General features: G+C 63.5%; 18 protein-coding genes. 10 read left to right on the forward strand and 8 right to left on the reverse strand.

Going from position 1 to position 21,696, the window contains the following annotated elements; all coding sequences use genetic code 11:
- Positions 1 to 94 precede the first annotated feature (94 nt).
- Both J2Y41_RS03755 and J2Y41_RS03760 read right to left on the reverse strand, forming a co-directional pair.
- Positions 95 to 889, reverse strand: a complete 795-nt coding sequence (locus tag J2Y41_RS03755; protein WP_309926249.1) for an IclR family transcriptional regulator — start codon at positions 887 to 889, stop codon at positions 95 to 97.
- A 1-nt stretch (position 890) separates the two neighbouring features.
- Positions 891 to 1,622, reverse strand: coding sequence for a GntR family transcriptional regulator (locus J2Y41_RS03760; protein ID WP_224091008.1), 732 nt, complete (start codon positions 1,620 to 1,622; stop codon positions 891 to 893).
- 112 nt (positions 1,623 to 1,734) lie between these two features.
- Between J2Y41_RS03760 and J2Y41_RS03765 the strand changes: the two genes are divergently transcribed.
- The 7 genes from J2Y41_RS03765 (at position 1,735) to J2Y41_RS03795 (ending at position 9,028) form a co-directional block, all read left to right on the forward strand.
- On the forward strand, positions 1,735 to 3,168 hold the full coding sequence (locus tag J2Y41_RS03765; protein WP_309926252.1) for a sugar porter family MFS transporter: 1,434 nt from the start codon (positions 1,735 to 1,737) through the stop codon (positions 3,166 to 3,168).
- Positions 3,165 to 4,082: a BadF/BadG/BcrA/BcrD ATPase family protein gene (locus J2Y41_RS03770; protein WP_309926254.1), complete on the forward strand. Its 918-nt coding sequence runs from the start codon at positions 3,165 to 3,167 to the stop codon at positions 4,080 to 4,082. Before J2Y41_RS03765 ends, J2Y41_RS03770 begins: the two co-directional genes overlap by 4 nt.
- A 40-nt stretch (positions 4,083 to 4,122) precedes the next feature.
- Positions 4,123 to 5,202 (forward strand): SIS domain-containing protein, encoded by a 1,080-nt coding sequence (locus tag J2Y41_RS03775; RefSeq protein ID WP_309926256.1) that lies wholly within the window; start codon positions 4,123 to 4,125, stop codon positions 5,200 to 5,202.
- A 115-nt stretch (positions 5,203 to 5,317) separates the two neighbouring features.
- Positions 5,318 to 6,454 (forward strand): DUF2092 domain-containing protein, encoded by a 1,137-nt coding sequence (locus J2Y41_RS03780; protein ID WP_309926258.1) that lies wholly within the window; start codon positions 5,318 to 5,320, stop codon positions 6,452 to 6,454.
- A 66-nt stretch (positions 6,455 to 6,520) separates the two neighbouring features.
- Positions 6,521 to 7,495: an ABC transporter ATP-binding protein gene (locus J2Y41_RS03785; protein WP_396133435.1), complete on the forward strand. Its 975-nt coding sequence runs from the start codon at positions 6,521 to 6,523 to the stop codon at positions 7,493 to 7,495.
- A 76-nt stretch (positions 7,496 to 7,571) separates the two neighbouring features.
- A complete protein-coding gene (locus J2Y41_RS03790; RefSeq protein WP_309926260.1) occupies positions 7,572 to 8,387 on the forward strand; it encodes an ABC transporter permease in 816 nt (271 codons plus the stop codon).
- 20 nt (positions 8,388 to 8,407) lie between these two features.
- Positions 8,408 to 9,028 carry an L-threonylcarbamoyladenylate synthase gene (locus J2Y41_RS03795; protein WP_216925826.1) on the forward strand — a complete coding sequence of 207 codons (621 nt, stop codon included), beginning with the start codon at positions 8,408 to 8,410 and terminating at the stop codon, positions 9,026 to 9,028.
- 26 nt (positions 9,029 to 9,054) lie between these two features.
- Here J2Y41_RS03795 and J2Y41_RS03800 read toward each other — a convergent pair whose 3' ends face one another.
- Together J2Y41_RS03800 and ligD are read right to left on the reverse strand one after the other, a co-directional pair.
- Entirely contained in the window at positions 9,055 to 9,945 is an 891-nt protein-coding gene (locus J2Y41_RS03800; RefSeq protein WP_309926263.1) for a serine hydrolase domain-containing protein, read from the reverse strand.
- 248 nt (positions 9,946 to 10,193) lie between these two features.
- Positions 10,194 to 11,219, reverse strand: a complete 1,026-nt coding sequence (gene ligD / locus J2Y41_RS03805; RefSeq protein ID WP_309926265.1) for a non-homologous end-joining DNA ligase — start codon at positions 11,217 to 11,219, stop codon at positions 10,194 to 10,196.
- Between the two features lie 112 nt (positions 11,220 to 11,331).
- Between ligD and J2Y41_RS03810 the strand changes: the two genes are divergently transcribed.
- The gene (locus J2Y41_RS03810; protein ID WP_224164330.1) at positions 11,332 to 11,997 is read left to right on the forward strand and encodes an alpha/beta family hydrolase; all 666 of its coding nucleotides are present in this window, start codon (positions 11,332 to 11,334) and stop codon (positions 11,995 to 11,997) included.
- 4 nt (positions 11,998 to 12,001) lie between these two features.
- Here the strand turns inward: J2Y41_RS03810 and J2Y41_RS03815 are convergent, their stop codons facing one another.
- The 3 genes from J2Y41_RS03815 to J2Y41_RS03825 form a co-directional block, all read right to left on the reverse strand.
- Positions 12,002 to 14,086, reverse strand: coding sequence for an elongation factor G-like protein EF-G2 (locus J2Y41_RS03815; RefSeq protein WP_309926267.1), 2,085 nt, complete (start codon positions 14,084 to 14,086; stop codon positions 12,002 to 12,004).
- Between the two features lie 144 nt (positions 14,087 to 14,230).
- Positions 14,231 to 15,001, reverse strand: a complete 771-nt coding sequence (locus J2Y41_RS03820) for a M50 family metallopeptidase (RefSeq protein ID WP_309926269.1) — start codon at positions 14,999 to 15,001, stop codon at positions 14,231 to 14,233.
- Positions 14,998 to 15,615, reverse strand: coding sequence for a TetR/AcrR family transcriptional regulator C-terminal domain-containing protein (locus J2Y41_RS03825; protein ID WP_224090165.1), 618 nt, complete (start codon positions 15,613 to 15,615; stop codon positions 14,998 to 15,000). The genes J2Y41_RS03820 and J2Y41_RS03825 overlap by 4 nt, the downstream gene beginning before the upstream one ends.
- Positions 15,616 to 15,769: 154 nt before the next feature.
- Here J2Y41_RS03825 and J2Y41_RS03830 point away from each other — a divergent pair, with 154 nt between their 5' ends.
- On the forward strand, positions 15,770 to 17,227 hold the full coding sequence (locus J2Y41_RS03830; RefSeq protein WP_309926273.1) for an APC family permease: 1,458 nt from the start codon (positions 15,770 to 15,772) through the stop codon (positions 17,225 to 17,227).
- On the forward strand, positions 17,217 to 18,914 hold the full coding sequence (locus tag J2Y41_RS03835; protein ID WP_309926274.1) for an amidohydrolase family protein: 1,698 nt from the start codon (positions 17,217 to 17,219) through the stop codon (positions 18,912 to 18,914). The genes J2Y41_RS03830 and J2Y41_RS03835 overlap by 11 nt, the downstream gene beginning before the upstream one ends.
- 21 nt (positions 18,915 to 18,935) lie before the next feature.
- Here the strand turns inward: J2Y41_RS03835 and hrpB are convergent, their stop codons facing one another.
- Positions 18,936 to 21,626, reverse strand: a complete 2,691-nt coding sequence (gene hrpB, locus J2Y41_RS03840) for an ATP-dependent helicase HrpB (protein WP_309926718.1) — start codon at positions 21,624 to 21,626, stop codon at positions 18,936 to 18,938.
- Positions 21,627 to 21,696 lie beyond the last annotated feature (70 nt).

A 21,696-nucleotide genomic window follows, 5' to 3' on the forward strand; every position in this document is an offset into this window, starting at 1 on the left:
TTCGTTTTGTGGTTACCGGGCGAGTTGCCCTGCTTGGGTTCCACTGTGCCAGCGCGCCTGTGAGAGGAACCACAGCGTTGCCGATGAACGGGAATCAGATATTGCCGTTGCTCTGCCGCAAGGCGCCTTTGAGTTCGCCGCGCCACCCCAAAGCACGCGAGATGCCGCGGGCCGCCGTCATCAAAACGGGTACCCGGGTGGCGGCATTTTCTTCATTCCGCGGGACGACGACACTCAGCGCTGCCACCACCTTATTGGCGCGGTCAAAGACAGGAACTGCGATGCCGCTCGACTCGGGAACTATGATTCCGGGCATGGAAGCGAAACCACGCTGGCGGATGCCCGCCAGATGGCGGCGCAGTACAGCCGGATCGGTAAGTGTCGAGTCCGTGAACTTTTCCAGGGGCCTGGACAGGAAGAGGTCCTGGTAGGCAGCCGGAGAGTGGGCAAGCAGCACCAATCCGGACGAAGTCCCGTGCACGGGGAGGCGCCCAGCGACCTTGGTGATGTCCACCATGGAATCCCTGGAACCGATCCGCTCGATGTACAGCACTTCATCCGAATCCAGGATCCCCAGCGTTGTTGAATGCTGAACCACGGACTGGACGTCCTCCATGAACGGCAGGGCGGCTTCACGCAGCCCCACCATCCGGGAACTCCTGGAGACGAGTTCCCATAACCGGGTGCCGATGCGAACCTCGCTGTTGGCTTCGCGTTCCAGCAGCCCCTCCGCGAGCAGCTCATCGACCAAGCGGTACGTCGTGGTGACGGGGAGCTTTGAACGGCGGGCAAGGGTGGCCACGCTCATGGTGCGGTGTCCGTCGTCGAAGGCTTCCACCAAGCGGACTACCCGACGGATAACGGACTCCCCCGACGGCGAATTGGCCATCTCAGGCGCCCGACTTCACCCGGGAGACGAAGCGGAACCGGTCGCCGCGGAACGTGCTGCGCGTCCATTCGACAGGGACCCCTGCAGCATCCCGCGCCAGGCGGTGGACCACCAGCAACGGCGCCCCCATTTCGATCCCGAGCAGCCGGACGTCCTCCGGTCCAGCCAGTGCTGTCTCAACGGTGTCCTCGACGTCGGAGATATGGATGCCGTAAATGTCGGCCAGGGCTGCATAGAGAGAACCGGCCTTTTCCAGGTTTGCCTTGAAGCGTGGCAGCTTGCCCGGTAGGTAAGCGACCTCGTGGGCCAGGGGTTCGCCGTCGATCAAGCGAATTCGCTCAAGGCGTGTGACGCCATCGCCAGGATCGATTCCCAAATGCGCTGCGACGTCGACGTCCGCCTTGGCCACGGCCAGGGACAGGAGGTTGGAGTCAGGCCGCAGGCCTTGGTTCCTTGCGTCGTCGGAGAAGGACGTGAGCTGCCGCACGTGGGTCATCTTTGGCGGCGCCACAAAGGTGCCATGGCCCTGGATGCGGCCCAGTTTCCCCTCCGCGACGAGCTCGCTGATGGCTTGCCGAACGGTGGTGCGGGACGTCTTGTACTTCTCCGCCAGAGCCCGTTCCGTGGGGATGAGGGTGCCCGGCTGGAGTCCGGCGATCGAGGCAAGCAGCTCGGTCTTGAGGACGTAGTACTTCGGCATTGCCGCCGCGACATCTGTGGACATATTGGACATCCTACTTGTAGACAAGGTGATTGGTCTATGCCAATCTAGTGCAGGTTGGTCTAAACCAATTTCGGAGAATCTCCGCTAAACCCCTACTTTTCCACAGATCCAAGGGACAAAGATGTCGATCCTGCAAGACCTACGGCAAACACCCAAGCTCGGGCTCCTGGTGGGCGGCGCCGCCGCCACCATCGGCGTGATTTACGGCTACGACATGTCCAACATTGCCGGCGCCCTGCTGTTCATCACCAAGCAGTTCAGCCTCACCACATCCCAGCAGGAACTTGTGACCACCGCAGTGGTTGCCGGAGAGGTGCTGGGAGCCCTGGTGGGTGGCTGGCTATCCAACCGCGTGGGCCGCAAAGCGTGCATGGTGGGCCTGGCGATCGGATACGCGCTCTTCGCAGTGCTCAGCGCCATGTCCAACGATGTGCCGACACTGCTCATTGCCCGACTACTGCTGGGCCTCACCATCGGCATCTCCGTGGTGGTGGTTCCCGTGTTCGTCGCGGAGTCGGCGCCGGCGAAGGTCCGCGGCGCCCTGCTGGTTGCGTACCAGGTGGCCACCGTCCTCGGCATCATCGTTGGCTACCTGGCGGCCTACACCCTGGCAGGCACTGGCTCATGGCGGTGGATGCTTGGCCTTGCAGCGATCCCGGCAATCATTGTGCTCGCCATGGTGGTCAAGCTGCCGGACACTGCCCGGTGGTACATGATGCGGGGCAGGACGGCGGAAGCCAGGCGGACCCTGTCCGCTATTGAGCCCGGGAAGGACGTGGACGCCGAGTTGGCAGAGATGCAGCGGGCCATCAGCGAAGAACGCGGCGGCGGCCTGCGCGAAATGCTGCGCGTTCCCTACCTCCGCGCAACGGTGTTCGTGGTTGGCCTGGGCTTCTTCATCCAAATCACCGGCATCAATGCCGTGGTCTACTACAGCCCCAGGATCTTTGAAGCCATGGGTTTCAGCGGCAATGCAGCGCTCCTGTTGCTTCCCGCGGCAGTGCAGGTGGCCTCGCTCGTCGCTGTCTTTGTTTCCCTGTCATTGGTGGACCGTCTGGGCCGCCGCCCGGTGTTGTTGACGGGCATAGGCATGATGGTGGTGGCCAATGTCCTGTTGGTAGGTGTCTTCATGGCCGGCCAGGACTTCGGCGGCCTGCTCACCGTCCTTGGCTTCCTTGGCGTTCTTCTTTTCACGGTCGGCTTCACGTTCGGGTTCGGTGCACTGGTGTGGGTATACGCCGGCGAGAGCTTCCCTTCCCGGCTCCGCTCGCTTGGTGCAAGCGCGATGCTGACCTCCGATCTGGTGGCAAATGTCCTGGTGGCAGCGTTCTTCCTGACCATGCTCCAGCGGTTGGGTGGTGCAGGCACCTTCGCAGTGTTCGGTGTTCTGGCTATCCTCGGCTTTATGTTTGTCCGCAAGTTCGCTCCCGAGACGAAGGGCCGCCCCTTGGAGGAAATACAGCAGTACTGGGAAAACGGTGGGAAGTGGCCGGAGGCTGATGCGGCCGGACACATCCCCGCACAGGAAGACACCGAACCGGCGGTTGTCCGGTGACGCCGGCGGTGTTGGGCCTTCATATTGGAGGTTCCAAGACACATGCTGTCCGTTCGGAGCTGGATTCGGACCCAGGCCAGGGCACGGAACCAAGCAACGAGGCACCTCTTGAGATCACCGAGGCGAGCGCCAACCTGTCCTCAGTGGGTCACCAGGGAGCAGACGCCGTGTTGCGGCGGATCGCGGCGGCTGTCGGTGACGGTGTCCAGGCGGTTTGCGCCGGTGCCGCGGGGGCTGATACGCCTGCCAGCAGGGCAGTCCTGAGTGCTTTGCTGACCGAGCGCTTTCCGGGTGCCAGGATCGAGGTGGTCCATGACACCCGCATCGTCCTCGCCGCAGCAGACCTCAACGCCGGAGCGGTCCTGGTCGCAGGCACCGGCTCGGTAGCCTGGGGCCGGAACCGGGAGGGACGGGAGGCGCGCAGCGGAGGCTACGGCTATTTGCTCGGCGATGAAGGCGGAGGGTACTCCGTGGTTCGTGACGCGGTCCGGGAGGCCCTGCGCGAGTACTACGCGGGGCTGGAACCCGGCACGATGGTCAGCGCCCTTTTGGCTGCGACGGCGAGCGCGGACGCGCTGCAGCTCATGGATCTTTTCTATGCCAAGCCAGAGCCGGACCATTGGGCTGGCTTTGCACCGTTGGTCCTGGATCTTGCGGTTGAGGGTGATCCCGCTGCGTTAAGGATTCAAGCCGAAGCCGCGCATTCCCTGGCCACGTTGGCCAGGCAAGTACTGGGCGAGCTTGGATTGGACCTGCCTTTGGTGATGGCTGGTGGTCTCCTGGTCAATCAAGAACAACTGGCAGGCGCTGTTGCCCGCAAGGTTGCCTTGGAGGATCCCTCACTGATCAGGATCCTGGGCCAAGCCCCGGTGCACGGCGCGGTAAAGCTGGCCCGGCAATTGATCGATCCCTGATTCCCAGAGATTTTGTCCCTTCGAAAAACAGACAGGAACCATGACCATCACTCCTACCTCCCCAGGCGTCCCGCACTCTGTTCCGGCCACTCCAGGTGCCAAGATGGCCCATGAGATCAGCGAGCAGCCCCAGGTACTCGCCGGACTCCTGGATTCGGGCCGCCAGCAGTTCGTTGCCATGGCGGACATCATCAAGAGGACGTCCCCGCGGTTTGTCCTGCTTGCCGCCCGCGGCACGAGTGACCACGCGGCGTTGTATGCGAAGTACCTCATTGAAATCAGTCTGGGGTTGCCGGTTGGCCTTGCCTCGCCGTCGACCCTTACTGCGTATGGAGCCAAGCCCCAACTGGAAGGTGTGCTGTGGTTGGCGGTAAGCCAGTCCGGCGGTTCACCGGACCTGGTGGAGTCGACGGCGGCAGCCCGCCGTCTTGGCGCCCTCACCGTGGCGGTGACCAACTCTCCGGGGTCCCCGTTGGCCGGGGCTGCGGAGCATCACGTGGATATCCTGGCCGGGAGCGAAACTGCGGTGGCGGCTACCAAGAGCTACACGGCACAGCTTCTGGCTCTGTGGTTGTTGGTTGATGCGTGGCGTGGTGGAACGTCCGCGAACGCGGCGGGCATTCCTGACTGGGCCGCTTCGGTGCTGGCTGATGATGCCGTGTTGGACGTGGCCGGCAGTTACCGCTTTGCCGAGCGCATCATCACTACGGGTCGCGGCTATTCCTATCCCACTGCGAGGGAGGGTGCCTTGAAGCTCATGGAAACTTCCTACCTTCCCGCGCAGGCATTCTCTGGCGCGGACCTCCTGCATGGACCGTTTGCGATGATCGACTCCCAGCATCCTGTGATTGCCGTTGTACCGGAGGGAATCGGGGGAACGGCCATGCGCCCGGTCCTGGAGAGGCTCGCAGAACGGGGTGCCCACGTGTGCGTGGTGGGTGACCTCTCTGCCGCCCTTCCGGGTAGTTTGGTTGTTCCTTTGCCTGCGGGCGTTTCGGAGGAGCTTTCTCCTATTCTGCAGATCCTGCCGCTCCAGCGGCTGGCCTTGCAGTTGTCGGTGAAACGCGGCAACGATCCGGATGCTCCGCGTGGCCTGATGAAGGTGACTGAGACCTGGTAGACGCCGTTGCGTGGGCGGCTGGATGTGCACACTGCATCCAGCCGCGCACCGATGATCCGCACAGGTAACCGGAGTAGTCTGGATTCATGCCTCTCACGTGTGGTGGTCGGTAGTCATGGCGTGGGCCAGGCAGCGGTGGCTGCCAGCTCTCCTGGTTCCCCTTGCACTGGCGCTGGCGGCGCTCATCGGCTCCGTTCAGGCTGGCGCGAGTGTTTCCCTGCCGCCCAAAACAGCGGACGAGATCCTGGCCATGATCGCCCGTACCGAGGTGCGCGCTTTATCCGGCACTGTGGTGCAAACCGCTGAGTTGGGTCTGCCTGAGGTTCCCACTGCCGGCCCGGGAATCGTACCTGGGGCCACCTCGGCACTTGAATTGCTCACAGGATCGCACACCGCCCGCATTTATCTGGACGGACCCTCCAAAGCCAAGCTGCAGATCCTGGACAGGATGGCCGAGCGTGACTTTGTGGTCAACGGCGGCGATGCCTGGTTCTACAATTCCGCTGACAACAGCGCTACGCATCTGAGCGTCCCTGTGCCGTCATTGGCAGACCGGGGAAAGTCCCTTCCGACTGAATCAACGCGTCCTGACATTCCCACTCCGGAGGCAATGGCACGTCACTTCCTGTCAGCTATCGATTCCAGCACAGAGGTAACGGTGGGCGAAGCTTCCACCGTTGCGGGTCGAAGCGCTTACCGGTTGAGCCTGGTGCCGCGCAGTGACGGGACACTGGTTGATTCTTTGTCGATCAACGTCGACTCCGAAACTGGATTGCCGCTGGGCGTCGAGGTTCGCGCGAAGGGCCAGCCGGAGCCTGCTTATTCACTTGCCTATACCGAGGTGAACTTCTCCACACCTGACGCGGCCTTGTTTAACTTCACTCCTCCGGCCGGTGCAACTGTCACGGAGAAGCCGGTCCCCATGAAGCCAATGCCGCGGGAGATGGGAGATCCTGCCGTCCCGGCACCGGATGAGCCTGTTCCGACACCTGGGGGATCGTCCATTCCCGTGCTCCCCCGCCCCAGCCCTTCAGTGACCGGCGAAGGGTGGGACACCGTGATCGGGTTGCCCGCTGGAACGGCGCCCGCTGATCTCACATCCAACCCGCAACTCGCCCAGGCCCTGCAACCGGTGAATGGCGGACGGGCGTTGACCACGGCCCTGGTGAGCGTCCTCATTCTCGACGACGGCCGCGTGTATGCCGGCTTGGTGCCTTTGGACCGGCTCGAATCAGCCGCGAATGCCCAATGACCGGTGCCCAATGATCGGTGCACAACCAAGGGCAACCTGTGAACAGCGCCCCATGATCGGCATCCTGTGACGGAGATCCGCGAAGCTGCTCCCGGCTCCCAACCGATGGACCTTGCCATAGAAACCCATGGCCTCGTGAAGCGCTTCGGGCACCGTTCCGCAGTGGATGGCATTGACCTTGCGGTCCCCCGTGGCGCGGTTTACGGCTTCCTGGGGCCCAATGGGTCGGGAAAGACCACCACGATCCGCGTTTTACTTGGACTGGCTTCAGCGAACAGCGGCGAGATACGGGTTCTGGGCAAGGAGATGCCCCGGCAGTGGGCCTCGGTGTTGCCCGATGTGGGCGCGCTGGTGGAGGGGCCGGGGTTCTATCCGTTTCTTTCCGGAGCGGCCAATCTGCTGCGGCTGGATTCAGCGGACCGCCACGCATCGTCTTCCACCCGGCGCAACCGCGTCAACGAAGCGTTGGACCGCGTTGGGCTGGGTCACGCCGCCGGAAAGAAAGTACGTGCCTACTCACTGGGCATGAAACAGCGCCTCGGGCTGGCCAACGCCATGCTCCGGCCGCGCGAACTGCTGGTGCTCGATGAACCAACGAACGGGCTGGACCCCCAAGGCACCCGGGAGGTTCGCAGCCTGGTGCGTTCACTTGCCGCCGGCGGGACCACCGTCTTCGTTTCCAGCCACCTCCTGGCCGAGGTGGAACAAATGTGTACCCATGTGGGGGTGATGAGTGCCGGACGGCTGGTGGCCCAAGGACCGCTGGATGAACTGCGGTCTGCCGGGCAAGCGCACGTTCTGGTACGAACGCCCGACGTCGAACGTGCTGCCCGTGTCCTGGCCCGGCTGGGGCTGGTGCCCGGCGAAGCACCTGGCCGCGGGGTGATCCAGGGAAATGGACTGGACGGCGTTGAGCCCGAGGAGATCGTTGCGGCCTTGGTAGCCGACGGCGTACGGGTCCGGGGCTTCTCTGTGGAGAACGCAAGCCTGGAAGAGCGGTTCGTGTCCTTGACCGGAGAGGGGTTCGACGTTGTCGGCTGAAACTGGTGGCACTCTTGAGAGGGTTGGAAGGGCTGGAAAAGCCAGTACTTCCAATGACAAGGCTGTCCATACCGGGATGGGGTGGGCGTTGCTTGGCTCGGAGTTATCCGTGCTGTTTCGTCGCCTCCGGACCTGGGCCATGCTGGTGGCCCTCGCTGCCGTTCCCATCCTGATTGCCCTTGCCGTCAAGCTCTCGTCCCGGCCGGCGACACCCGGCCGCGGGCCACTGTTCCTGGATCGGATCACCCAGAACGGCCTCTTTGTTGCTGTGACGGCCCTCGTGGTGTGTGTCCCGCTGTTCCTCCCCCTCACTGTCGGCGTGGTGGCCGGAGACACCATCGCCGGAGAGGCCAACCTGGGAACCTTGCGGTATCTGCTCCTGGCACCGTCGGGGCGCATCCGCCTGCTCCTGGTCAAGTACGCCGGGGCCGTTGCTTTCTGCTGTGCCGCTACGGCTACGGTGGCAGCGGCGGGTACCTTGGCCGGCGTCGTGTTCTTCCCCATCGGTCCTGTCACGCTGCTCTCCGGCGACACGATCGGGGTTGGCGAGTCAATATGGCGCTCCTTACTGATCGCTGCCTACATCACGGTCTCGCTGCTGGGCCTGTCCGCGATCGGGCTGCTCATCTCGACCTTCACGGACGTACCCGTGGGCGCCATGGCCGCCACGATCGTCCTCTCGGTGGTATCGCAGGTGCTGGACAACCTGCCACAACTGGAATGGCTGCATCCTTGGCTGTTCAGCCACCATTGGCTGGGCTTTGCCGACCTCCTGCGGCAGCCGGTTGTCTGGACATCGTTTGGCGAAAACGCGCTTCTCCAAGCTGGATATATTGCCGTCTGCGGCGCGCTGGCCTACGGGAAGTTCACTACCAAAGACATCCTGTCCTAGCTTTGACGTAGGCTCTCTCCATGGCCAGATTCTTTGACGTCCACCCTGAAGATCCCCAACCACGCGCCATCGGCCAAGTGGTTAATATGCTGCAAAGCGGCGGGCTGATCGCCTACCCCACCGACTCCTGTTACGCCCTGGGTGCCCAGATCGGCAACAGGGAAGCCTTGGATCGCATCCGGACCATCCGGCAACTGGACGACAAACACCACTTCACCCTGGTCTGCAAGGATTTTGCCCAAATGGGGCAGTTCGTGATGATCGACAACGATGTTTTCCGCAGCATCAAGGCAGTCACCCCCGGCAGCTACACCTTCATCCTTCCGGCCACCCGCGAGGTCCCCAAACGCCTGCTCCACCCGAAAAAGAAGACAGTGGGCGTACGCATCCCGGACCACAAGGTGGTCCAGGCACTCCTTGCGGAACTCGGTGAACCCTTGCTGTCCAGCACGCTCCTGCTGCCTGACCAGGAGGAGCCACTGACGCAGGGCTGGGAAATCAAGGAGCGGCTGGACAACGAAGTGGACGCAGTGATCGATTCCGGCGATACCGGTTCAGAGCCCACCACAGTGATCGACTTCTCCAGCGGCACGGCAGAGGTAGTGCGGCGCGGAACGGGCGATCCTTCACGGTTCGAATAGGGTCCCAGCCCTCCGTAGGACCGGCGTCAGCGGAACTGGAAGCGGCAGCTCGCGTTCAAAGCGACCTGGGCCAGCCCTGTCAGTTCCAAGGCGATGGCCGAGGGTTGCGTGGAAAGGGGCAGCGGCGGGTACGCCAAGGAAATGGTGAGCTGACGGTTGCCATCAGCGCTGCTGATCGAGATGGTGCCATAGCCAGGTATGTCACCTGAATGGCCGTAATAGAGGCCGTTGGTACACGTGTCCTTCCAGTGGTCCAGACCCAATCCGTAATCGGCGAAAACCGGGCCCTTCATCTCCAGGAGGCTCTGCGGTAACAGCAGCCGCCCTTTGAGCAACGCTGCATAGAAGGCGTTGATGTCCGCCACGCTGGCGATCACGCCCTCTGAAGCCGGGCCGCCAGGCTGCGCCGAATGTGTGACGTCCACGGTTTTACCCCGCAGCACTGCATAACCATGGACCAACGCGGCCGGAAGGGGGCCCTCGTCCAACACCATGGTTGAATGCAAATTCAAGGGATCCAGGATGTCCGTTCGCAACACGGTTCCCAGTGGAGCCCCCCGCAGCCGCTCCACCAAAAAGCCAAGGACCGCATAATCCGAAAGTCCGCTGGCATAGGGAGTCCCCGAGGTGTGGTCCAGCAATTGCCGGACTGTCACTGACTCTTGCCCCGGCGGCAGGAGGACGTCGATCCCCGGCAGGTATCTGGCGATCGGATCCTCAAGTACCAGCCGGCCTTCTTCCACCAGCTTCAACACGCAAACTGCCACCATGGTCCGCGTCAGCCCGCCCACCCGGATCGGATCATCCGCCTGCGCGGGAGCCCCTCCGTCAAGGCTCCTTACACCTGCCGCGTGCCTCCACACTTGTTGCCCGGCTCTGGCCTCCATCAGCACCGCCGGCGCACCGTTCTGGAGCATCTCCCGACTAAAGAGTTCCAAAGTTGCCTGCAGCTCGCGAAAGGCAGGTGTTACCGGTGGTGACTGTGATGTTGATGTCGGCGGCGGCGCAGGGACCGTGGGAGGGTCCGCCGTCGAGCTTGTCACTGGCGTCGACGGCAGCGGGTTGGGCCGCGGTTCGCCCGTGCAGCCAGCGAGGAACAGGCCGCATACAAGCGTTGCGGTCACAATGCCCCCGCGTGAACCTGGATGCACACCCGCTCCTGGGTTTACTCCTCCTGCTTGCGCGCCCGGCTGGGCTGCACCCGCATTGGCTCCCCCGGCATCTTGGGAAATTCCGGTGGGAACGGCATTTCGCCTTGGCCGTTCTTGACGTCGCGCTCCCACCATTGCAGCAGGACGTCGATGTCTCCGGGCTTGTCATGCATGGTTGCCCACGGGTCACCTGTTGTCTTCAGCCGGTCCGGGACAGTGGTGATGGTGTATTTGGCCGGATCGGAATTCTCCAGCTCTTCCCACGCCAACGGGCACGATACCTGTGCATTTGGTACGGCACGCGGGCTGTATGCGCCGGCGATCGTCCGGTCGCGGTTGGCCTGGTTGAAGTCCACGAAGATCCTGGTCCCGCGTTCTTCTTTCCACCATGCTGTAGTGACCTTCTCGGGCATCCGTCGCTCCAACTCCCGGCCGGCAGCGATCACCGCGTGGCGCACTTCCAGGAATTCATGCTTGGGGTGGATGGGCGCATACACATGCAGTCCCCTGTTGCCCGAGGTCTTGATGAAGGCCGTCAGCCCCGCTTCGTCCAACAACGCACGGAGTTCCTGCGCAGCCGGTATGGCGTCATCAAAGTCGGTTCCCGGCTGGGGATCGAGGTCGATTCGCAGCTGGTCGGGGTTATCGGGATCGTTGGCACGGGAAGCCCACGGGTGGAAAACGACCGTGTTCATTTGCGCTGCCCACACCGCGGCCGCGGGTTCATCGATCACCAACTGCGGATGCGTCCGTGCGCTCGGATAAGTCACCATGACCGAGCGGACGTAGTCCGGCGCACCCTTGGGAGGGTTCTTGGAGAAGAACATCTCGCCCTCGATGTTGCCCGAGTACCGCTGGAGACTGACGGGCCGGTTGCCGTTGGCCGCTACAAAAGCGTCCCCCACGTCCACCAGGTAGTTTGCCAGGTCCAGTTTCGTCAGCCCGGCCTCAGGCCACATGACGCGGCCTGGACTTGAAATCCGAACTTCTCGGGGGCCCTCGGGACCGGGCACGGAGACTGTTGCTGATTCGCTCGCCATGGCCACAAGCTACCCCGTCAAGGGTGTTCACGTCAGCATCCCGCGTCCCTTTTTTCGGGCGGCGGGGAGTATGCCTGACAGCTCCAAGGCCAAACTGCTTCATGATGGATACATGCCAAACACTGAAACCGCCCTGACTGTTGCCATGGGAGACACCAAGGTATCGGGAATCCACGTCCGTCCGGAGAAGTCGTTCGCCACCCTCGTAGTTGCCCACGGCGCCGGAGCAGGAAAGGAACACCCCTTCCTGCAGGGATTTGCCGAAGCGATGGCGGAGGAAGGCGTCAGTACGCTGCGCTTCAATTTTCCGTACCGGGAAGCCGGGCGACGATTCCCTGACCGCCCGCCGGCAGCCATAGCCACGTGGCGCGCTGTCATGGAAAAGGCCGCGGAACTGGCAGGCGATGAACCGTTGTGGGCGGGGGGAAAATCCTTTGGCGGACGGATGGCCTCCATGGCCGTGGCTGAGGGAATGCCGGCGGGTGGCCTGGTGTATCTCGGTTATCCACTCCACGCGCCGGGCAAACCGGAGAAGCTCCGCGATGAACACCTCTACGGCATAACGGTGCCCATGCTCTTCCTCCAGGGCACCCGCGATACCTTCGCGACACCAGAACTCCTGGAGTCTGTGGTGGCCAGGATAGGCACGACGGCCACTCTCCAGTGGAGCGAAAATGCAGACCATTCGTTCGTGGTCAAGGGCCTCAAGCGCAGTGCCGCCGAGATAGGTGCCTCGCTTGCACCCGCGGTGGCAGGATTCATGAGGGAAAACAGTTGAGGAACTACTTCGGCACCGGCTCGTGGCGCAGGTAGGATCTCCGGAAGCGGCCGGTGCCCGCTGTCAGGGCGCGAAGTTCCACGGCGTAGCGCCGAAGTTCCTGGTCAGGGACCTCGGCGGTGATCTCAGTGCCTTCGCCGTTGGCTGCCGTCGTGCCTGTCACCCGTCCCCTTCGGCCGGACAAATCACTCATCACTGCCCCGACATGTTCGTCCGGGACACTGACCACAACGGCTGACACGGGCTCAAGCAACTGGATTTTGGCCGTTGCCGCGGCTTCGCGGAGGGCCAAGGCGCCGGCGGCCTGGAAGGCTGCGTCCGAGGAATCCACACTGTGGGTTTTTCCGCCCACCAAGGTGACTTTGATATCCACCACGGGGAACCCGGCCGAAACGCCCTTCAGCATCTGGGAGCGGACGCCCTTTTCCACGGAAGTGACGAACGTACCGGGAATGACACCGCCCACCGTCTTGTCAGCGAATTCAAACCCCTCCCCGCGCGCCAGGGGCTCGACCTCGATGTCGCAGATAGCGAACTGCCCATGTCCGCCGGATTGCTTGACGTGCCGGCCGTGCCCGGCTGCCTTGCTGGCGAAGGTCTCCCGCAACGGTGTGATGACCTCCACGGTTTGAAGTTTGACGCCCTGGTTGCGCAGCCTGTCCAGGATCACCTCGGCATGCGCTTCACCCATGCACCACAGGATCAACTGGTGCGTGTCCTGGTTTCGTTCCACCCGAAGCGTCGGATCTGCCGCGACTACCTTTCCTATGCTTTTGGCCAGCGCGTCCTCGTCGCTACGGGACATTCCTTCGATCGCTATGGGCATCAGCGGTTCAGGCATGTTCCAGGTTTCGATCAGCAGCGGGGCGTCCTTGTCAGATACCGTGTCCCCGGTTTCCGCGTTTGCCAACTTGCTGAGGGCGCAAATGTCACCTGCGATGCACTGGGAGACAGCCTTCAGGCTTGATCCGACGGGTGAGTACAGATGCGTGACGCGTTCATCGCTGTCGTGGTCCTCGTGGCCCCTGTCAGCCAATCCCCTGCCGCCGATGTGGATGGCTGTATCTTCACGGAGGGTTCCGGAAAAAACACGGACCAGGCACACGCGGCCCAGGAACGGGTCCACAGTCGTCCGTACCACCTCGGCAGCCAGGCGTCCTGCGGGGTCGCAGTCCAGCGGTTTCAGGGACGAACCGTCGAGCTTCATCACCGGGGGTGCGGTTCGTTCCAGCGGCGACGGCAGCGCATCGATCATCAGCGCCATGAGCTCGGGAAGCCCCAAACCCGTTTCGGCCGAGGTAGCCATCACCGGGAAGAAGGAGCCTCTGCTCACAGCGGTCTCCAGGTCCTTGATGAGGTCCTCCAGCGGCAACTCTTCACCGCCCAGGTAGCGGTCCATCAACGTCTCGTCTTCGCTCTCGGCAATGATCCCTTCAATCAACGGACCGCGGGCTTCCTCCACTGCAGGATCATTGCTGCTTCCGTGGAGCACGCCTGCCAGTTCTCCCCCGGAAGGCAGGTACAGCGGGAGAACGGCCTCGCCGAAGGCTTCCTGGCAACGCACGACGGCGGCACTGAAGTCTGCGCGGGGGTGGTCCAGGCGGCTGACTACGACAGCCCTCGGCATGCGGATCTTCTCGCATTCACCCCACAAGGCGATGGTGGCGCCGTCGATGCCATCCACGGCGGACACGACAAAGAGGGCCGCATCGGCGGCCCTCAACCCTGCTCGTAATTCCCCTGTGAAATCCGTGTACCCCGGAGTGTCGATCAGGTTCACCTTGACCTCGCCCACCAGTATCGGGGCCACTGACATTGTGACGGACCTCTGCTGGTGGATGGCTGAGGGGTCTGAATCACTGACGGTGGTTCCCTCGGTGATCGAGCCCATCCTGGTGATGGCCCCGGTCGCGGCCAACAGTGCCTCTACCAGCATCGACTTCCCTGCACCTGAATGCCCCACGAGTGCCACGTTGCGTATCTTGGCAGGATCGCTTGCCGCCAGAGCCGTACCGTTCTCGCTTCGCCGGGACTCGGGTGTACCGGGTCCGGCCGCTTTGGCCGTCTCCCGTGTGCCCTTCGCGGACATGAGCACCTCCTGGTGTCGTATCCAAGCTCGGAGTTCGAACGCGTCGAAAGGTTCGAACGTGTAAGAGGATTGGACACCCTGAGGCGACCACAGGGCAAGACCCAGTTGCGGACGAAGAGCCGGCGGCGAAGCGGCCAGCCCGTACTAGGCCGGCACCATGCCCCACAACAACCATGCTGAGGTTACAGTGCTTCCTGTGATGACTACAGAGAATCCTGTCAGCCACAGGAATGATGGGACACCCGTGGTTTGGCTCAGGATGTAGGCGTCCGACGCTGCGAGCCGGTTCCGGCGCCGTGTATGGACACCGGCAAGCTTGAAAAGGTCGCGCACGGCACCCACTGACAGGGCGATCCCCAAGGCCAGCACAGCGTAGTCAACGATGGTGGGAGATCCGAAGAAGACCAAAAGCTGGGCGATAGCTGCGCTGACCACCGCCACGAGGATCCCTGTGAGGTTGCGCAGGAAAATCAGGGAGACCAGCAGGATGAGGGCGCCTACGGACATTGCGGCCCCTGACCGGCCGGCGGCGAACGCAGCAATCAAGGCAAGTCCCACTACCGCGGGCGCAGGATATCCCCAGAACCCCGACCAGGCCGCACCAAAGGGGCTCCGGCCGCTGCTGACGAGGCGGCCCGAATGATCCAGTCCGATGCGGAGGCTGTGGACGAATCGCCCCGTCATGAGGGCGGCATAGGCGTGGCCCAGTTCATGGACGAAGGTGACGTAGAGACCGAACCATCGCCATGTGGCTCGAGGGATGCTCAAAATGGTTGCTGCGGCAAGAATCGCCACCAACGCAGATAGGGGCACGGCCGTCGTGTGGACGTCGGTGAAGCCACGGACCACAGCCGCCCACCAGGTTTGTAAAGGATTCACAGCGCCGTTCACAGCGCCGTTCACAGCGCTGTTCACGGCACCGGGGAGTTGAGGCGTGAACGGAGCCCTGCTACCAGGATCTCCAAACCGAAATCGAAGGCTGCTTCACCCCGCTTGTCCGGCGGACCCGCGTGCGTTAACGCCTGGGTAAGGGCCGGGTAGCCGTCAACCGGAGGGGCCCACACGACGTCGGGAGCGGCCAGGTCCAATGCAAATCCCAAGGCAAAACTGTCGATCGTGGAGATGGCCGAAACCACATCCTGTCCCTGGAAACCGGCATTTTCCAAGGCGACCGCCAGACTCTCATAGAGAGCCAGCACCTGATCGTCCTGCACAGTTTGCAAGACCAGCAGGGGCGCCAGGCGGGGGTGCCGGGCGAAGGCGTCGCGGTAGGCGCGGACGATGACCCTGAGGGCGTCCTCCCAGTCCTGCCCCTCATGGAGGGCGTAAGGGCTCTGGGCGATGATCCGTCCACGCATCAGCTCCAGTATTTGTTCGCGGCCGCTGACATGGTTGTAGATGGACGATTGACTGACGCCGATCCTCTTGGCCAGTTTGGGCAGGCTGAAGTCCCCGGCCTCGTCCACCAGTTCCAAGGCGGCCGTGACGAGTGCGTCGATGGATATCAGCGGAACCAGCGGGCGTGGCATTCGGGTTCTCCAATCAATGTGTTGTTACGACTCTAGCCAGAAGTTTGGGCAAAGGTATTGTGCGCCCAATCACAAGGCCCTACGATAAACGAAAGCCTTTCGCTTATCGATCGGCTCCCCCCAAATCTCCCCGCATTAGATCTCCGAGGACACCATGTCTGAAATCGAAACCCGCCCTCCTGCAGCGGATGCTGGAAACGGGCTCAAGAAAAATGCCATCGGCACAGGCGGCATTGCCTTCCTGGTCATCTCCGCAGCAGCTCCCTTGACCGTGATGGCCGGCGTGGCACCCGTGGCCATTGGCATCGGGGGCATTGGCGCCCCCATGGGCTACGTCATCGCCGGCGCCGTTCTCTTGATTTTCGCTGTGGCTTTCATGGCCATGACCAAGCACGTCAAAGCAGCCGGCGGCTTCTACACCTACATCACTCTTGCCATGGGAAAAACAGTAGGTCTGGCCTCCGCCATCCTCGCCATCGTCTCCTATAACTGCCTGCAGATCGGCGTCTACGGGCTCTTCGCAGTCCAGACCCAGGCCATGCTCCGAACACTCTTCGGCCTGGACGTCCCATGGCCGGCAGTCGCCTTGCTGGCCGTCGCCGCCGTCTGGTTCCTTGGCTATCGGGGCATCGACGTCGGGGCAAAGGTCCTGGGTGTCCTGCTCATTGCCGAGACCGCCATCCTTGCCGTCATGGGCGCCGGCATCCTGGCGAATGGGGGCGCCCAAGGCATCAGCCTTGCCTCCTTCTCCCCCGAGCATGCGTTCACCCCTGGCGTCCTGGCCATCCTTGCCATCTGCTTCGCCGCTTTCATGGGCTTTGAATCCACCGTGCTGTACCGCCGTGAAGCCCGAAACCCGGACAAGTCCGTCCCGCGGGCAACCTACATCGCGGTCGGCTTCATGTCCGTGTTCTATGCGTTCATCGTGTGGACGGTCATCCAGGCCTACGGCGATGGTGACGTGATGGCAGCTGCAGGTGAGTTGGCCGACGGCATGTTCTTCGCCACGATCAATCACTACGTGGGTCCGTGGGCCGAGGTTGTCATGTACGTGCTGATCGTGACCAGTGTCTATGCCTCCCAGCTTGCCTTCCACAATGCCATCAACCGCTACGTTTACATGCTGGCAAAGGACGGCGTCCTTCCCGCTTTCCTCGGGAGGACCCATCCGAAGTACAAGTCCCCGCACCGCGCCGGACAGATCCAGACAGCCCTCGCAGCCGTCGTCATCATTATTTGCGCCATCGCCGGCGCCGATCCTTACAAGCAGCTGCTGATCTGGGTCAACACCCCCGGCATCTTCGGCATTGTCGCGTTGCAGGGACTGGTGTCCGTGGCAGCTTTCATCTACCTTCGGCGCAACCCGGAAGCTGTGACCAACCGGCTGCTCATTCCTTTGAGCATCGCTTCAGCCATCCTGCTCTTCGGTGTGGTTGCCCTCATCGCCATCAACATCGAACTGCTGACTTTCGCCGATGCCCTTACCAACACCATCCTCCTGTTGGTGACCCCCCTTGTTTTCCTGGCAGGCCTGCTGACAGCCCGCAGATTGCGCAGTGCCCGCCCTCACATCTTCGCCCGGATTGGAAGCTTCGAAACCCATGACTCCTGACCTCATTGTCCTTGCCGACACCATCCACACACTCGACGACCACCCGGATAACGGTTCCCGACCGGCCATTCAGGCCGTTGCCGTCCGCGACGGGTTGATTGCCGCCGTCGGAACCCGGGAGGATGCCCAGCAGTGGCGTGGGCCAAGTACACGGGTAGTGGACCTTGGCGGTGCGACACTTACGCCGGGCCTGGTGGATTGCCACATCCACCCGGTGTTTGGCCTGGACCTGACCATCGGCTGTGATCTGTCCGGCGCGTCGACTTTGGCTGAAGTACGCGCGCTGCTGCAGTCAGAATCAATGAACGGCGCAGAATCAACGACCGGCCCAGAATCAATGACGGGCCCAGTGCCATCGGACGACGGCGGCTGGTTGCGTGCGTGGGGTCTGAATCCGAACGCGTTTGGCCCAGTACCCCTGCACCGCAGGGTGCTCGACGAAGTCTCCGGAGACCGGCCGGCGATGATCCGTTTGTTCGACGGGCATTCGGCGTTGGCGAACAGCCGGGCACTGGAATTGGCCGGGATCAGTGGCCGCGTTGAATTCGACCAGTCCGCCGAGGTGGTCTGCGACGCCGACGGCGTCCCCACCGGGATGCTCCTCGAAGCGGCGGCCATTGAACTGGTGCAGCGTCACATTCCCAAGGAATCGTTTGAGGACCGCAAGACCCGCCTGGGTGTCTTGCTCCGCGACTTCGCCCGGTCCGGCCTGACCGGCGGGCACGTCATGGACCATGACGAGGAGTCGACGGCTCTACTTCAGGCTTTGGAAGCCGACGGTGAGCTGCCGCTGCGGTTGCGGAGTGCGCCGTGGTGCATGCCGGGCACTGGCGTGGCCGAATGGAAGCAGCTTGCCCGCACTGTAGGCACCGGCGGACGCCGCTGGTCGGTCGAGGCCATCAAACTGTTCGTTGATGGAACCGTGGACAATGGGACGGCGTGGCTTTACGAGCCGGACCTGTACGGCCAATCCACTGCGCCATTCTGGCCACGGCCGGAAGAATACACAGCTGCGGTACGCTACTTTGCCTCCCGGGGAATCCCGACGGCGACACACGCCATTGGCGATGCCGGCGTGGAACATGTCCTGGACGCCTTGGAGTCGCTCCGCGGTGTTGTGCCCTCGGACGTGCTCCGCCAGACAGTTCACAGGATTGAACATATCGAAACGGTGCCCGACCAGCTGGTGGAACGCTTCCAGCACGCCGGAGTCGTGGCGAGTATGCAGCCGACGCACTGCACGCATTATTCCGTGGCTGACCACAGTGACAATTGGTCCACCCGGCTAGGCAAGGTCCGTGCCGACCGCGCATGGCGTTGCAGGGACCTCCGCGAGGCCGGAGTCACCGTGGGCATCGGCTCCGACTGGCCGATCGCTCCGTACGCACCCTTGCCGATCATTGCAGACGCCCAGTTGCGGCGCCGTTCCGGACATCCGGAGCAGGAACCCATCGCACCAGCCCAGGCGCTCACCGCACTCCAAGCGCTTGAGGGCTACACCTCGCACGCGGCGCGGGCTGCAGGACTGTGGGACGTTTCGGGCTCCATCACGGTGGGCAAACGCGCCGACTTCACCGCGTTCGAGCGGGACCCACTGACAACGGCCCCGGATGAGTTTGCGGCAAGCAGCGTAATAGGCACGTTCGTGGACGGCGAGATCCAGTTCATGTTGGAAAGGCTTGCCTAGCAGTTTTTCTCATCGGTCGGGTTACATGCGGTTCTTGGTTTTGGCCGTAGCCAGTGCCGTCCACGGATCTTCGGGCCAGGGATGCCTGGGGTAGCGCCCACGCATCTCTGCCCGAACCTGGGAGTAGGGCCCGGACCAGAACGAAGCGAGATCGGCTGTCACTGCCAACGGCCTGCCTGCGGGAGACAAAAGGTGGAAAAGCACCGGTACCCTTCCGCCAATTAGGCGGGGCGTGCGGTCCCAGCCGAAGCATTCCTGCAGCTTGACCGCTACAACCGGGCTACCGCCGTCGTGCTCCGCATTCTTTCGATCCGGCCCCCCGGAGCCGTCAGCGACCTCTGGGTACTCGATCCTCACCCGCGAGCCGCTGGGCACCTGAAGGCGCTCAGGCACCAGGCTGTCCAAGGTGGAAGCCTCGGGCCACGGGAGCAGGCGCCGGAGTGGATCGGTGAGGTCAATGGTGGCGGCCGGGGTACCGGTGGCCATGGATTCGAGCTCCGGGGCAAGCCAGTCATCCAACCTGGCCAACAGGGCGGATTCGCTGACATCCGGCCACGGATCGCCCAGCTCCCGGTGCAACAAGGCCAGACGCCGGCGCAGCGCATCTGCCCCAGCGGACCACCCGATCATCGAGAGTCCTGCCTTTTCCAGCGCAATTGCAACAGCATGTCGGCCCTGCTCGACGCTGGGGCGCACGGGCGTCGAGGACAGCACAAGGGCTCCCAGCCTCCGCTCAAGCCTGGCGGTCACCCGGCCTTGGGCGAAACGTGCCGTTACTTCCTCCACCGACAGCTCCGGCGCCGCAGCCACCGCCAGTTCGGCGGACAGGGGCGCCGCCGATCGGATCACGGCTCCCGTGCCCGCGGCATCCCTGCCTTGGGCGCGGGAAACCTCGGCCACGGCCAACCAGTCATGACCGGCCAGGGAGCTACCCGCGGGCAAACCAGCCCTGGTGCCCGATGTCAGCAGATACGTGGGTGCCCCTTGGCCGGGAACCCGCCTGGCAATACGGTCGGGGAAGGCCAACGCGACCACGAACCCCGGAGCCTCCCTCGCTGCAACGTCCATCGGCGCTTTCACGACGTCGGAGGTCTCCTGACGCCCGAACGATTCCATCCGTTTGACGTCCTCGGCGAATCGTCGGGCTGCCGGGTCTGATCCGGAACGGACTGCCGCCAGGAGTTTTGTGAGATCGGCACCAGGGGCGCGTTGATCACCGGCCACCAGTGCCACGGTTTCAGCGGCAAGGCGGCGGCCAACCAGCGCGGAACCGTCCAGCAACGCGCGGGCCAGCCGCGGGTCTGCCGGGATCTTCGCGAGTGTCCTGCCCAGGTCCGTGACCGTTCCTTCCACTGTCACTGCACCGAGTTCCCGAAGGACCTCGACGGCGTCATCCATAGCGGCACGCGGTGGTGCGTCGGGCAGTGCAAGCCCCCGGCCCCCGGGTGCTCCCCAGCAAGCGAGAACCAGAGCGGCGCTGGTGAGGTCGGCCACCGAAATCTCGGGGGTTTGATGTGCTGGCGCAGCGGCGAAGGCCTGTTGGTCGTAGCACCGGACCACCCTGCCTGGTCCTTGGCGGGCTGCGCGACCGGCCCGCTGCTCCGCAGAAGCCTTCGAGCAGGACACCGTCACCAGTCCGGACATGCCTCTGCCCGCGTCACGACGCGGTTCACGTGACAGGCCGGAATCAATAACGAGCCGGACGCCCGGCACCGTGAGTGACGACTCGGCCAACGCCGTTGACACAATAATTCGAGGAGGGCCGCCGGGTTCCCGGCCCGAAACCGCCCGGTCCTGGGCGTCTGGACCGATCTGGCCGTGCAGTTCAAGTACCTCAACACCGGCCTGGACCCGCCCGCGGAGGCGGCTGGCGACGTCGGACACTTCACGGACGCCTGGGAGGAAGACCAAAGCGTCAACGTCGGGGTTTTCCATGAGCGCTTCCTCGTGGGCGGCCACCGTTGTCTCGGCAACATGGTTAAGGAAGCTGTATGCCACGCCGCGATCGTCCAAGCGCTGGCCCAGGGCCGGAACCCACTGGACCTCCAGGGCGTGCAGCACGGAAGGACAGTCGACGACGGGAGCCGGCACGCCGCCGTCGGCCTCGCCCAAGCCGCCTCGCTCCAGCCCGTTTTGCCCCAGCAGGTTGGCGAAACGCTTCGCGTCAACGGTTGCCGACATGGCCACCAGCGTGAGGTCGCCCCGGAGTTCCTGGACTTCCGCGAGCATGCCCACCAGCAGGTCGGTTTCGAGGCCCCGCTCGTGGACCTCATCCAGGATCACCGCTTGCGTGCCCTCAAGTCCCGGATCAGCCAGGAGGCGCCGCAAGAGAATGCCGGGAGTGACGAATTCGACCACAGTGTCCGGGCCCGATTTGCTCTCGCCGCGGACTGTATAACCCACCCGGCTGCCCAGACGGCTGCCGTCGAGCGAGGCAAGGCGGCGGGCGGCTGAACGCGCGGCCACCCTGCGCGGTTGGGTGACGACAACGCGGGGCTGGCCCGGGCGCGCCTCCTCCACGAGGTTGGCCAGCAGTGGAGGAACCAATGTTGTCTTTCCCGTCCCGGGTGGGGCCTGGACGACTACCGTTCCGCCGTCGCCCTGGCTTTTAAGCGCGGCGGTGAGCTTTCCCAGGGAATCAGCGAAGACCAGCCCTGCACCAATGGTCTCCAGTCTAAAAGTCACCACACCATTGTCCCTGCTTGCCTGCACTAAAAAGGCCACGCCCCTCGATCAACCTGACGGCTGCGAGGATGCGTGGCCCCTTCAGTGGTCTTGCTGT

Origin of the sequence: Arthrobacter sp. 1088 (assembly GCF_031455315.1) — a bacterium.
In the GTDB taxonomy this organism is placed as follows: Bacteria; Actinomycetota; Actinomycetes; order Actinomycetales; family Micrococcaceae; genus Arthrobacter.

What these genes read in the sequence shown, in the direction of transcription:
- J2Y41_RS03755 (WP_309926249.1), bottom strand. Translation starts at nt 889, where the DNA reads ATGGCCAATTCGCCGTCGGGGGAGTCCGTTATCCGTCGGGTAGTCCGC.
- J2Y41_RS03760 (WP_224091008.1), bottom strand. Translation starts at nt 1,622, where the DNA reads ATGTCCAATATGTCCACAGATGTCGCGGCGGCAATGCCGAAGTACTAC.
- J2Y41_RS03765 (WP_309926252.1), top strand. Translation starts at nt 1,735, where the DNA reads ATGTCGATCCTGCAAGACCTACGGCAAACACCCAAGCTCGGGCTCCTG.
- J2Y41_RS03775 (WP_309926256.1), top strand. Translation starts at nt 4,123, where the DNA reads ATGACCATCACTCCTACCTCCCCAGGCGTCCCGCACTCTGTTCCGGCC.
- J2Y41_RS03780 (WP_309926258.1), top strand. Translation starts at nt 5,318, where the DNA reads ATGGCGTGGGCCAGGCAGCGGTGGCTGCCAGCTCTCCTGGTTCCCCTT.
- J2Y41_RS03790 (WP_309926260.1), top strand. Translation starts at nt 7,572, where the DNA reads ATGGGGTGGGCGTTGCTTGGCTCGGAGTTATCCGTGCTGTTTCGTCGC.
- J2Y41_RS03795 (WP_216925826.1), top strand. Translation starts at nt 8,408, where the DNA reads ATGGCCAGATTCTTTGACGTCCACCCTGAAGATCCCCAACCACGCGCC.
- J2Y41_RS03800 (WP_309926263.1), bottom strand. Translation starts at nt 9,945, where the DNA reads ATGCTCCAGAACGGTGCGCCGGCGGTGCTGATGGAGGCCAGAGCCGGG.
- ligD (WP_309926265.1), bottom strand. Translation starts at nt 11,219, where the DNA reads ATGGCGAGCGAATCAGCAACAGTCTCCGTGCCCGGTCCCGAGGGCCCC.
- J2Y41_RS03810 (WP_224164330.1), top strand. Translation starts at nt 11,332, where the DNA reads ATGCCAAACACTGAAACCGCCCTGACTGTTGCCATGGGAGACACCAAG.
- J2Y41_RS03815 (WP_309926267.1), bottom strand. Translation starts at nt 14,086, where the DNA reads ATGTCCGCGAAGGGCACACGGGAGACGGCCAAAGCGGCCGGACCCGGT.
- J2Y41_RS03825 (WP_224090165.1), bottom strand. Translation starts at nt 15,615, where the DNA reads ATGCCACGCCCGCTGGTTCCGCTGATATCCATCGACGCACTCGTCACG.
- J2Y41_RS03830 (WP_309926273.1), top strand. Translation starts at nt 15,770, where the DNA reads ATGTCTGAAATCGAAACCCGCCCTCCTGCAGCGGATGCTGGAAACGGG.
- J2Y41_RS03835 (WP_309926274.1), top strand. Translation starts at nt 17,217, where the DNA reads ATGACTCCTGACCTCATTGTCCTTGCCGACACCATCCACACACTCGAC.